Origin of the sequence: Chishuiella changwenlii (assembly GCF_900142565.1) — a bacterium.
In the GTDB taxonomy this organism is placed as follows: domain Bacteria; phylum Bacteroidota; class Bacteroidia; order Flavobacteriales; family Weeksellaceae; genus Empedobacter; species Empedobacter changwenlii.
On the sequence record NZ_FRBH01000020.1, the window covers coordinates 1 to 12,300 of the forward strand.

General features: G+C 31.8%; 8 protein-coding genes and 1 pseudogene. 4 read left to right on the forward strand and 5 right to left on the reverse strand.

The window, feature by feature from the left end:
* Positions 1-308, reverse strand: a pseudogene (locus BUA86_RS15765) (hypothetical protein); the annotation flags it as partial.
* Between the two features lie 424 nt (positions 309-732).
* Positions 733-2,247 carry a Do family serine endopeptidase gene (locus tag BUA86_RS15770; RefSeq protein ID WP_072934120.1) on the reverse strand — a complete coding sequence of 505 codons (1,515 nt, stop codon included), beginning with the start codon at positions 2,245-2,247 and terminating at the stop codon, positions 733-735.
* A 164-nt stretch (positions 2,248-2,411) separates the two neighbouring features.
* On the opposite strand from BUA86_RS15770, the gene dapF reads away from it, so the two are divergent.
* The 4 genes from dapF (at position 2,412) to BUA86_RS15790 (ending at position 7,131) form a co-directional block, all read left to right on the forward strand.
* The gene (gene dapF, locus BUA86_RS15775; RefSeq protein WP_072934121.1) at positions 2,412-3,188 is read left to right on the forward strand and encodes a diaminopimelate epimerase; all 777 of its coding nucleotides are present in this window, start codon (positions 2,412-2,414) and stop codon (positions 3,186-3,188) included.
* A gap of 9 nt (positions 3,189-3,197) precedes the next feature.
* Positions 3,198-4,220, forward strand: coding sequence for an endolytic transglycosylase MltG (mltG, locus tag BUA86_RS15780; RefSeq protein ID WP_072934122.1), 1,023 nt, complete (start codon positions 3,198-3,200; stop codon positions 4,218-4,220).
* Positions 4,221-4,572: 352 nt separating this feature from the next.
* On the forward strand, positions 4,573-5,679 hold the full coding sequence (locus BUA86_RS15785; protein WP_072934123.1) for an acyltransferase family protein: 1,107 nt from the start codon (positions 4,573-4,575) through the stop codon (positions 5,677-5,679).
* A gap of 51 nt (positions 5,680-5,730) precedes the next feature.
* On the forward strand, positions 5,731-7,131 hold the full coding sequence (locus tag BUA86_RS15790; protein ID WP_083580410.1) for an FAD-binding oxidoreductase: 1,401 nt from the start codon (positions 5,731-5,733) through the stop codon (positions 7,129-7,131).
* Between the two features lie 405 nt (positions 7,132-7,536).
* Here BUA86_RS15790 and BUA86_RS15795 read toward each other — a convergent pair whose 3' ends face one another.
* The 3 genes from BUA86_RS15795 to BUA86_RS16160 form a co-directional block, all read right to left on the reverse strand.
* Positions 7,537-9,117 carry a fibrinogen-like YCDxxxxGGGW domain-containing protein gene (locus tag BUA86_RS15795; protein ID WP_143147350.1) on the reverse strand — a complete coding sequence of 527 codons (1,581 nt, stop codon included), beginning with the start codon at positions 9,115-9,117 and terminating at the stop codon, positions 7,537-7,539.
* Between the two features lie 339 nt (positions 9,118-9,456).
* Entirely contained in the window at positions 9,457-11,058 is a 1,602-nt protein-coding gene (locus tag BUA86_RS15800) for a fibrinogen-like YCDxxxxGGGW domain-containing protein (protein WP_143147351.1), read from the reverse strand.
* Between the two features lie 357 nt (positions 11,059-11,415).
* Positions 11,416-12,300, reverse strand: an 885-nt coding sequence (locus BUA86_RS16160) for a fibrinogen-like YCDxxxxGGGW domain-containing protein (RefSeq protein WP_221405239.1), incomplete at its 5' end; no start/stop codon positions are given.

Below are 12,300 nucleotides of genomic sequence, written 5' to 3' on the forward strand. Positions count from 1 at the left end.
TGTTCTACCTTGCTAATGTTAAATAGACTACCGTTTTCTGTTAGTAAACAATTAGACCATGCAGATTGTCTGTAATGTCTTATACAATCGTTTGAGCTTTCATAGATAGTTGTAGCAGGAGCTATTGCTCCACCACGAGGATTAACAATATTTGTTACAGAAGAATTTGTAGGTAATACTAATCCATAGGTGTTGGTTGTAGGTCGATTAATATCTAATGCACCTCTTGGTGTTGAATTACCGATTCCGACTTGTGCGAATGATATATACGCGAGATAAAGGAGAAAAAAGGATAATTTTTTTTTCATAGTTAGTAGTTAGAGTTAAGAATGAAGTAAATGTATAACTATTTTTTTTACAAAAAAAACAGCAAATGGTTAACTGTTAATTGATTATAGTCTATTTTTTTACTTAATATTCAGTTAGGTATTATAGGTGATAGTAATTTTATACTTTTTATAAAAAAGCGAAAATTGGAAGCTAAAAGTTATGAGTATGATTAAAAATTGAAAATCGAAAATTGAAAAATAAAAAGCTATGAGTTTTGATTGAAAAGTAATGAAACTTAAATTTACACCTAACAACCTAACAACCTAACAACCTAACAACCTAACAACCTAACAACCTAACAACGAACTTCTAATTTGAAAACAACGCAAAAAATAAATAGCTACAACAATAAAGTTATAGCTATTTATAAAAGGTTTAAAACAGAGTTTAATCGACTCAAAATTAATCCATCGTAAACCCTTTTGTATAAATACGACCGTAATAATCAGCAAATTTGATTGATACACGACCTTTATGATTTTTTAGTAATTTCTCAATATCTGCTTGAGAGCTTACCTCTTTGTCATTAATTGTAAGAATAATAAATTCATCTTGTACACCAGCAGCAGCCAATTTTCCAGAACCTTCTAAATGTTTCACCATAACACCATAGTTAATTCCGAAACTATCTTTCTGACGTTCAGTTAAAGGATCAAATTCTGCTCCTAAAATTTCTGAAGGAGTAAGGTCAGCTTTACTTCTTACTTTCGTACTACCTTTCGCATCTTTTAAAGTAATCGTATAAGATTTGCTAGTATTACCTCTTTGCACTTTAATATCTACTTTATCACCAGGTCTTTTACTACCAATAATAAAAGATAAACTAGAGAAAGATGTAATTGGTTTTCCATCTACTTCTTTAATGATGTCACCTTCTTCAATACCAGAATCAATTGCAGAACCTTTAGAAACAAGTTCTGTTACCATAACACCATTATCTGTTTTGATATTTTTCTTAAACTGTTTGTTATATTGTTTTACAGCATCTTCATTAGATAAATCAAATCCTTTAACACCTAAGTATCCACGTTGTACAATTCCGTATGCTTTTATGTCTTCTACTACTTTTTTTACTAAATTCGCTGGTACAGCAAAACCATAACCAGAATATGCTCCTGTAGGAGAAGAAATAGCGGTATTAATACCAATTAAATCTCCGTTAGCATTAACCAATGCACCACCAGAGTTTCCTGGATTAATAGCCGCATCTGTTTGGATAAATGACTCAATTGGTGATTCTGAGTTTTTACCCAAAATATTAATACTTCTTCCTTTTGCAGATACAATACCAGCAGTAACAGTAGAAGTTAACCCGAACGGATTACCAACTGCAAGTACCCAATCTCCAACATTTATTCCGTCCGAGTTTACAAATTTTGTAAATGGTAAACCTTTTTCAGTAATTTTTAATAAAGCAATATCAGTACTTGGATCAGTACCAACCAATACAGCTGTATAACTTTTTTGATTATTTAAAGTAACTTCAATCTTAGAAGCTCCGTCAATTACGTGGTTATTGGTAACAATGTATCCATCCTGAGAAATAATTACACCAGATCCCATTCCCGAAGGCTGATCTTGCTCTTGTTGCTGTTGTGGTCTACGTTGTTGTTGATCTGGTTGACCAAAAAAGAAATCTAACGGATCAAAAAATTGCTGATTTTGTCTTTGTCTTTGAGAAGAATAGTTTTTAATACTTACAACCGTATGTATAGCTTTACTTGAAGCTTCAACAAAATTTGGGGCATCATAACCATAATTTCCTTTGTAATCTACAAATTCAAAATCTCCGTTTTTCTGATTGTTAGCATTTGTTATAAATGGAACATTTGCATGATCACTCATCAAATAAAATCCTCCTAAAGTTGTCATAGAACTAACTAATCCAACTAATAAATAACCAGTATATTTTTTCATTTTATATATAAAGTTTTAAGTCTTATTTTTAACAAATCAAATTTAAGACCAAAATTTTAACATTTCAAACTTGTTTAACGCATCTTAACACTCAATTATAAATTTTTTATTAGATTGGTTAGGCGCGTCAAAAAAGTAATTATTTTTGTGTAAAAATATAGAAGTTGAAATTAAAGTTTTATAAATATCAAGGAGCAGGAAATGATTTTGTAATGATAGATGATCGTGAGAATAGTTTCCCGATCTCAACAGCACTAATCAAGAGGCTTTGTGATAGACATTTTGGAATTGGAGCAGATGGATTAATTTTGTTACAAAATGATGAAGAGCACGATTTTAGAATGATTTATTTTAATTCTGATGGAAACGAAAGCACAATGTGCGGAAATGGTGGACGCTGTATTATTCGTTTTGCAAAAGATTTAGATGCAGCATCTGACAGAATGACATTTAATGCGATAGATGGTTTACATCACGGCGTTGTAGATGACAAAATTATACGTTTACAGATGATTGATATAAATGAGGTTGAAGATCATGATCATTATTTATTTATGAATACGGGGTCTCCACATCATGTAGAGTTTGTAGATAATCTTACGAGCTTAAATGTTGTAGAAATAGGTAGAAATATTAGAAATGGTGCTCCCTATTTTGAACAAGGTTCTAATGTGAATTTTGTACAAGTAATGGAAGACAACAGTTTATTGATAAGAACTTATGAACGCGGTGTAGAAGACGAAACATTGGCATGTGGAACAGGGATTACGGCTGCTGCAATTTCTGCTTTTGTAAAAAAGAAAGTAGATACCAATAATATTCAGGTAAAAGCTATCGGTGGAGATTTATCTGTAAATTTTGAAGAAAATAATCATAACTTTGTTAATGTGTGGCTAAATGGGCCAGCAGAAAAAGTCTTTGAAGGTGAAATAGAAATTTAATTAAAAACCATGAGAAAATTTAATTTAATAATTGTATTAATCAGTTCGTTCTTATTTATAGGATGTTCATTTATTGATGGATTTAAAGGGAATACAACAAAAGATGGTTATATTTATATTACAAGAGGAGCTAAGTTCGAAGAAGTTTTAGATTCTTTGAAACCTTTTCTAAAAGACGAAAAATTATTTAAAAAATATGCTGAAGAAGCAGACTATCCAGCTACTATAAAATCTGGAAAATATAAAATATCTAAAGCTGATTCTAACCGAGATATTATAGATCGTTTACAAGACGGCGAACAAGAAGAAGTAAAACTTCGTATAAAAAATGAGCCAACAATTTATCATTTAGCAGGATCTGTTTCAAAACAAATAGATGCAGATTCCATAGAAGTTTTAACTGCTATTCGCGATTTTGTAAAAGAGAAAAACGATTCTACGTTAAATGACGAAACGGTTAAACAATATTTTATTCCAGAAACTTATTTTGTTTACTGGGGATTAACGCCAGAAAAATTTGTTGAGAAAATGGTTGCTCAACATAATAAGGTTTGGAATGCTGAACGTTTAGCTAAAGCAAAAGCATTAAACATGACACCACTACAAGTTGTTACATTAGCTTCTATTGTACAATTGGAGTCTTCAGATAACATGGAAGAACAACAAAAAGTAGCGCGTGCTTATATGAACCGTTTAGCTAAAGATATGCGTTTAGAAGCAGATCCTACATCAATTTATGCTTATAAAATGGAAAATGGTTGGAATCAGAAAATACAACGTGTATACAAGAAATGGACATGGTCTTCTAATGCTTATAATACTTACCGTAATAAAGGATTACCACCAGCGCCAATTTGTTTGCCAAATTTAGGAGCTATAGATGCAGTTCTTAGTCCGGCAAATCACGATTTTATTTTCTTTGTTGCAAATCCTGCTAAACCAGGTTATCATGTCTATACAAATGATTATAATGAACACATGAAAAATGCTGAAAAGTATAGAAATTGGTTAAAAGAAAATAATATTAAATAGAGGAGTTGTTTAAACTTTTTTATGAAACATAATTTTAATTAATTCAACGTGTCATACTGAGCCTGTCGAAGCGACTAGACAGAAATTAGAAGTTCGAGATTAGATATTAGTTGTAAGAGATAAGATTATAAGGGATAAGGTTTAGCATGTTAAATTAAACTGAGCCTATCGAAGCATCATTAACTTCTCTTTAATTTTTAACAAAATGAGATCATGAAACGACATTTCGAATTGGCTCAATGTAACAAATATGACAGATTGTAGTTGAAACAAGATGATAATCGAAAATTCTAGAATAAAATAATTAGTATAAATAATTTCAATGTAACATAATCAACCCTCTAAACCTAATATGAAAAGAATTGCTATTTTAGATGGCTTACGAATGTTCGCTATTTTATTTGTTATGATAGGACATTTCTTGGCTCAATACAATGTAAAAGGAAATGTTTTTTTAGAGTATTTTATTCGATACAGCTTTTTTGGAGTCCCATTCTTTTTCGTGATTTCCGGATTTGTAATTTTATACTCTTTAGAGAATACGAACAATTATCTAGAATTTTTAAAGAAGCGTTATTTGCGTTTAGCTCCTGCTATGTTTATTTGTTCTTGTTTAACTTTTTGTTTTTTTACATTTATTTATTCAGGAGAAGGTTATGGGAGCTCTAAATATTTCCCCAATCTTTTAATTGCTAATACATTTATTGATCCTCATGTTTTCGATCTATTTGTAGGTGAGATTAAGTTTTACTACATAGATAATGCTTATTGGAGTTTATGGGTAGAAGTTTGCTTTTATGTTATTATTGGATTTTTATTCTTTAATAATAAAGAAAAATACATCCGAAATTTTACGGTTATTTGTATAATAGGAATACTCATTTTTAATATTTTAAAAAGTAGTGCTGTTCATTCTTATCTTAAAAGCTACATCTCAGAAGATACAATTCACTTGATGATAGCTATTGCAAAATGTTTAGGATTTTTTAGTGAATGTCTGTGGTTTTTAATAGGTGTTTTTCTTTATAAATTGTATAAAACTCCTTCGCATAAAAAATACATAGTTTATATTGTTTTATCCGCGTTAGCACAAGTAGGGTTACAGAAATTTGATCCAATTTTTACTGTCCTAACAATTATTACAGTTATTACGTATTTGGTATTTGTTTACAAATCGCATTTGCTTATTTATCTCACAAATCCATTTATCGGAAAATTAGGAGTAACATCTTATTCTGTTTATTTAATACATTATCATATAGGAGCAGGCTGTATTATAATGTACAACAACTATTTTGGTAAAGAATCGTACCTATTCCTATTTTTATTAGTTATATTCTTCTTTTCATTTGGTTTGTTTAGTTATAATTATTTAGAAAAACCACTTTCAAATCAATTAAAGAAATTATTGTTTAATAAGAAGACAGGGAAAGCTATTCAAAATGTCAAAGCTGGTTAAAAGGAAAAACTATTAAATAATTTGTATCTTTAGCTAACTCAAAAATTAGTTATGATGCAAAATAAATATACAAAAAGAGAATTCCTAAAATTACTTGGAGCAGGTAGTTTAGGAATTTTTTTTATGTCTTTTTATAAATTAGATAATTTATTAGAAGATGACTTTTTATTATTAACTAAAAATGATTCTACTTACAATCAATATAGAAAATCGTTTAATAAACGAATAGAAAAATATCCTAAGTACATAGCGATTTGTAAAACAGATAAAGCTGTGCAAAAAGCAATTTTAATGGCGAATGATAAAAATCTGAAAATTGCGATAAGAAGTGGAGGTCATAGTTTTGAGGGATTCTCTAACATAGACAATGGAATGTTAATTCATCTTGGGTTAATGAAAAACATTACTTGGTTAAATAACGAGCTAGTAAAATTACAACCAGCTTGTTTATTGCAAGATGTTTATGATAATATTTTACCAAAAAAACGAATTATACCAACAGGTTCATGTGGAACAGTTGGTATTAGTGGATTAGCTTTGGGTGGAGGTTATGGCTTTTTTAGTAGAAAATACGGTTTAACTTGTGATAGTCTATTACGTGTTAAAATGATAGACTATAAAGGAAATGTTATAGATTCTGATCAAGATAAAGATTTACTTTGGGCATGCAAGGGTGGAGGTAATGGGAATTTTGGTGTAATTACAGAAATGCATTTTAAAACCTATAAGGCACCGACATCTTTTAGTTCGTATCGTTTAAAATTTTCTAATTTAACTGAAAGTAAATTTATACAACTGATAAAATTATGGTTTCAATCGACCGAAAAATTACCTCAAGAAGCTTTTTCTGCATTTGTATTAAATGGTAAATTTCTAACGATTTTATTTACCAATTTCAATGAAAGTCAGTCCGATTTTGAAAAGCAATTTTCGCAATTAATCGCATTGGCTACGAATTATAAAAAAATGCCAAATCGAAGTTTAGCAACAGCTCTCAAAAGTTATTATGGTGTAAAAGAGCCAATTTATTTTAAGAATGCTTCTGCGGGATTATATCAATCGATAAGTGATATCGAAAAAGGTTTGTCTGAAATTTATAGGAAAGTAACTTCTGTAAAAGGAATTATTTATCAGGTAAATACATTGGGCGGAAAAATTAATGAAATTAAATCTTCAGCAACTGCTTATCCTCATCGGGATGTTAATTATTTAAGTGAATTACAATCTTATTGGGATAAACCAGAACAAGAAAAAGCCCTAGTAACTACTTTCGAAGAAATTCAACGTTTGTTAAGAGATTTAGGAAATACAAAACAATATAGAAATTATCCAGATATTAATTTCCCAAATGCAAATAATTCTTATTACGGTAATAATTTGAAACGTCTACAAGAGCTTAAACTAAAATATGATCCTAAAAATACTTTTGATTATCCACAGGTGATTAAGTAAAAAGTTTTGAGAATAATTGAAAATTTAAAATTGAAAAATGAGAATTGAAAAGTGATGAATTTGAAATTGGAAGTTCGAGATTGGTATTTTTGTCTAATTTCTCGATACAATTTTTCTTCATCTTCATTTCGAAAAACGACTCGAAAAGACAGAAATTAAATTATGATTTTTAACCTTACATCTTTAAACTTTAAGCATTCAGCGTTTACCCTTCCCCTTAAACACTTTAACACATTTCTCAAATCTATTCCACCTTATACGTTTTACTTTATACATCAAAATACCAAAAATCTAATATCTCGTATCTAGAATCTCAAATCTATATTACAATAAAAAAATAGCCAGAAGAATAATCTTCTGGCTATTTTACCTTAAACAATTTTTATTAATACTATATGAAATTTATTACCTTACCCAAACCCTATGGAGTGTATGGCGATTATTATTAACATTAACATTATCATCCATTTCCCATCTATTATTATTTAAACACCATGATACTAAACTATTATAAAAAGGGAAAAATGTTAATTCGTTATTAACACCACCATTAAAAAATTCATTTGCAGCTGCTGGTAAATTAGTGGTATGCCCACTAAGTGGCGTAAACGAATTTTGTATACCATTTGCATTTCCTACTCCTGTAGTAAAAAAAGTTATACTACCTGCATGAGCCGTTTTAAAATGCATCACCCTATTATGTGCACTTGTAATTCCGTAGAAACGATATTCAGTAGGTTTTAAAGCGGCTTGTAAAGCTCTACTTGCATGCCCCCAAGTATTTGCATTCGAACTTTCATTAGCTGCTAATGTAGAGCTTGCTATAATGGGTAAACTAGTTCTAACAGTAATTGTAGGATTAGTACCACTTGAATGTAGGTAATTTAAGACCATTGTCCATCCACCACCATCTGTTGTCATATCGCATTGTGCATTCGTTGTTGCAAATGCAGTAAGTCCTTGGTCAGGATCTAGTTTGTAAACCCCATCTGGAGTACCGGGAACTAATTCTAATAGTTGTTTACACGAGCTACATGGACCTAAATATACTTGGCAACCGCTACTTGTAGTAAAAGTAACCGCTGCAACATTAGCAGTACCAGTATAGGTCCCCGATAATGTATAGGTAATAGTCCCTGTAGGTGAAACAGGACCACCAGGGTAGATTAATGTTAACCCATCTCGTGTAATAGTTTCTGCAGGAATATCACAGCTAGGTTCACCATCATTTGTATAAGGAACAGTGTAAGTACCTGTATAAAATTCTCCTGGTACTAATCCATTTAATCTATATTCAGGAGAGACAGAGTTATTCCAAGACCCCTCTGCACAGTTGTAGATAAGATTTGGAACAACATTTATGGTTCTGGTGTATTCTAAATCCAATTTTTTCCATGTCCCTGTTAATGGACCACAATCAGCCGGGGTCCCAGATAAAGTATAGGTAAGTTCTACAGTTCCGCCTGCATTTAAAGTAGTGGTTGTAGGAGAAACAGATGCTACTGTAATACCTTCTACACCAGAAATAACCAAATCTGTAGGTAAAAAATTAAGACTTGCAGGGGAATAACCTTCATTTTTAACAGCAATTCTAAATGTGTTAGCAGTTGTCATTGGGGTATCTTCTTTGTAAGTACTTGTAAAAGATCTACCAATAGGAATGTAATTTATTTTAACTGTATTATCATCTGTAGCTTGTAATATACAAGGAGTCCATTTTTGTCCTCCGCCATTAGCTGCATTTGTTTGGTAATATTTTATACAGTCGTCTGTGCTATCGTACATCATAGTTCCAAATGCAATCGTACCTCCTTGTGGGTTCACCATATTATCCGGCGAATCATTTGTAGGTAGCACTAATCCAAACACAGAAGTTGTAGGGCTGTTAATATCTAAAGCTCCTCTAGGAGTTGTAGAACCAATTCCCACCTGACTAAATGATAAATAGCTGAGATGGAGAATTAAAAAGAATAATATTTTTTTCATAGTTGGTTATGTTGGTATTAAACAATAATTTTTAATGTTAATCTTGTTTTTATTGTAATGTGTTATCTTTGTTATGTTTAGCCAATTCGAAATGTCGTTTCAGGATCTCGTTTAGTTAAAAAATTAAAGAGAAGTTAATGATGCTTCGATAGGCTCAGTTTAATTTAACATGTTAAACCTTATCCCTTATAATCTTATATCTTAGAACTAATTTCCAATCTCGAACTTCTAATTTTACATTTGTTGTTAATTTATCTAAATTGAATTAAAATAATGTTTTTACTTTGGTAAGTGCAAAAGCTCTTTTATTTAAGAAGAGCTTTTGCATCCCAATTGTTATTACCTTACCCATACTCTATGGAGTGTACTGCGAACATTAGAGGATGTTTGTTCATCCATTTCCCATATATTAGTATTTATATACCAACGAATACTAGTTCCTATACTACTATTATAGAAAGAGGGATTCAATAATTCTAGATTATCACTACCTTGAAATTGTGTTAAAAATGTATTTGCTGTCGCAGGTAAATTAGTGGTATGCCCACTAAGTGGCGTAAACGAATTTTGTATACCACTTGCAGACCCTGTTCCTGTTGTAAAATAATTTATACTACCAGTATGAGCAGTTTTAAAATTCATCACCCTATTGTGTCCACTTGAAAGTCCGTAGAAACGATATTCAGTAGGTTTTAAAGCAGCTTGTAAAGCTCTGTTTCCATGCCCCCAAATACTTGCATTCCCCGCTTCATTTGTTCCTAATGTAGAACTTCCTATAACGGGTAAATACGTTCTAACAGAAATTGCAGGACTAGTACCAGTTCGGTGTAGGTAATTTAAGACCATTGTCCATCCACCACCATCTGTTGTCATATCGCATTGTGCATTCATTGTAGAATAAGTTGTTCCTCCTTGGTCAGGATCTATTTTGTACACGCCATCTGGTGTGCCAGGTAATTTTGTTAGTATATCTTTACAAGAACTACATAGACCTAAGTATATTTGGCAACCACTACTTGTAGTAAAAGTAACTGCTGCAACATAAGCAGGACCAGTATAGGTACCCGATAATGTATAGGTAATAGTCCCTGTAGATGAAACAGGACCACCAGTGTAGGTTAATGTTAACCCATTTTGTGTAATAGTTTCTGCAGGTAATTGTAATTCACAACCAGATTCGCTACTACCCGTATAAGGTATGGTATAAGTACCTGTGTAAGATACGCCTGGTACTAGACCATTTAATTTGTATTCAGGAGCTACAGAGTTATTCCAAGAACCTTGGTTACAAACGTAATTAACACTTTGTCTTACGTAAACATTTGTGGCGTATTGTAAATTTAGTTTTTTCCAAGTCCCAGTTAATGTTCCACAGTTTGTAGGTGTCCCAGTTAATGTATAGGTTAACAATTGTACTTGTCCTGGGCTTAGTGTAGCTGTTGTAGGCGATACACTAGATGCTTCTACCCCCTCTACACCAGAAAGCATTAAATCTGTTCGAGCAAAGTTTAATGCAACAGTAGCAAAAGATGTATTTGTAACAGCCACTCTAAAGGTATTCGCCGATGTCATGGCAACATTTTGTGAATAATTCCCTGTAAAAGAAGGATCCACAGCAATATAATCAATAGATGGAGGATTTTCTCTGTCTGTAAGCAAACAATTCGACCATTTTTGTATACTGTCGTTAGCTATATTTTTTTCATAATATCTTATACAATTGGCAGAGCTATCATACATAACAGTTCCAGGTGCAAGATTATCTCCTTGTGGGTTTTGCATGTTTGCAGCAGATGCGTTTGTTGGCAATACCAATCCATTAGTATTGGTAAGAGGATTGTTGATATCTAAATCTCCTCTAGGAGTTGTAGTACCTATACCCACCTGGCTAAATGATAAATAGCTGAGATGGAGAATTAAAAAGAATAATATTTTTTTCATAATTGGTTGTGTTGGTATTAAACAATAATTTTTAATGTTAATCTTGTTTTTATTGTAATGTGTTATCTTTGTTATGTTTAGCCAATTCGAAATGTCGTTTCAGGATCTCATTTAGTTAAAAAATTAAAGAGAAGTTAATGATGCTTCGATAGGCTCAGCTTAATTTAACATGTTAAACCTTATCCCTTATAATCTTATATCTTAGAACTAATTTCCAATCTCGAACTTCTAATTTTACATTTGTTGTTAATTTATCTAAATTGAATTAAGAATATTAAATAATGTTTTTACTTAGGTAAGTGCAAAAGCTCTTTATCAATAAAAAGAGCTTTTGCATCCCAAATAAATTGATAGTTATTATCTTACCCAAACTCTATGGAGTGTACTGGTAATATCAGTAGTATTACCATCATCTACATGCCAGTAAACATTCGACAAACCAATATTCCAATAAAAATTTGGCCTGTAGAAAGGATAAATGGATAATTCGTTATTTGCACCAGCGTTATCAAAATTAGTTGCTGTTGCTGGTAAATTAGTGGTATGCCCAGTAAGTGGCGTAAACGAATTCTGTATACCACTTGCATTTCCTACTCCTGTTGTAAAATACGTTATACTACCTGCATGAGCCGTTTTAAAATGCATCACCCTATTATGTCCACTTGTAATTCCGTAGAAACGATATTCAGTAGGTTTTAAAGTGGCTTGTAAAGCTCTGTTTCCATGCCCCCAAATACTTGCATTCCCCGCTTCATTTGTTCCTAATGTAGAACTTCCTATAACGGGTAAATACGTTCTAACAGTAGTTGCAGGACTAGTACCAGCTCGGTGTAGGTAATTTAATACCATTGTCCAACCACCACCATCTGTTGTCATATCACATTGTGCATTCATTGTTCCAAATGCAGTAAGTCCTTGGTCAGGATCTATTTTGTACACGCCATCTGGTGTTCCAGGGAATAATTCTAATAGTTGTTTACACGAGCTACATGGACCTAAGTATATTTGGCAACCACTACTTGTAGTAAAAGTAACTGCTGCACCATAAGCAGCACCAGTATAGGTACCCGATAATGTATAGGTAATAGTCCCTGTAGATGAAACAGGACCACCAGGATAGGTTAATGTTAACCCATTTTGTGTAATAGTTTCTGCAGGTAATTGTAATTCACAATCAGATTCGCTACTACCCGTATAAGGTATGGTATAAGTACCTGTGTAAGATACGCCTGGTATTAATCC